1 protein-coding gene and 1 rRNA gene are annotated in these 843 nt (G+C 69.6%); both read left to right on the top strand.

Annotated features, from left to right (window positions below):
• Positions 1-93 (top strand): 5S ribosomal RNA (gene rrf / locus ACFYW8_RS28925); the annotation flags it as partial.
• 175 nt (positions 94-268) lie between these two features.
• On the top strand, positions 269-843 hold a 575-nt coding region (locus ACFYW8_RS28920; RefSeq protein WP_389082718.1), incomplete at its 3' end, for a hypothetical protein.

Here is an 843-nt window from a genome sequence, read left to right as displayed (position 1 = left end):
ACGCCCGGTTACATTCCGAACCCGGAAGCTAAGCCTCACAGCGCCGATGGTACTGCAGGGGGGACCCTGTGGGAGAGTAGGACGCCGCCGAACAATCTTTGGAGGACCCCTGGTCCCAGCGACTCGCTGGAACCAGGGGTCCTTTTTGTTTTTTTCCGAAGCGCGCCGAGTACCCGGCTGCGCGAGAATGACTTGCGGTACCGATGACAGGAGTCACCCATGTCCACCAACTCTCCCGACGAGCGACCGGAGCGCGACCAGCGCCGTCGTGACAGTGGTGACCGCGGTGACTACCGCGGGGGCCCGCGCCGAGACAATGACCGCGGCGGCTCAGGCCGGCGTGACGACCGTGGCGGTGACCGTGGTGGCGACCGCGGTGGCTTCCGTCGCGACGACAACCGTGGTGGCGGTAGCGGCCGTGACGACCGCCGCGAGGGTGATCGGGGCGGCAGGCCGCCGTTCCGTCGTGACGACCGTCCGAGCGGTCCGCGCCGCGACGACCGCGCGTCCGGTCCGCGTCGCGACGGGGACCGTCCTGCCTTCAACCGTGACGAGCGGCCCAGCAGCCCGCGTCGCGATGACGACCGTGGTGGCTTCCGCCGTGACGACAACCGTGGTGGCGGTAGCAGCGGTGGTGGCGGTTTCCGTCGCGATGACAACCGTGGTGGCGGTAGCGGTGGCGGCGGGTTCCGTCGCGATGACCGTGGTGGCAGCGGCGGTGGTGGCTTCCGCCGTGACGACAATCGCGGTGGCGGTAGCAGCGGTGGTGGCGGTTTCCGTCGCGATGACAACCGTGGTGGCGGTAGCGGTGGCGGCGGGTTCCGTCGCGATGACCGTGGTGGC

Origin of the sequence: Streptomyces sp. NPDC002742 (assembly GCF_042888885.1) — a bacterium.
Taxonomy (GTDB): Bacteria; Actinomycetota; Actinomycetes; order Streptomycetales; family Streptomycetaceae; genus Streptomyces.
Note: the sequence above shows the minus strand (reverse complement) of the source record. Positions and strands in the feature narration are given on the sequence as shown.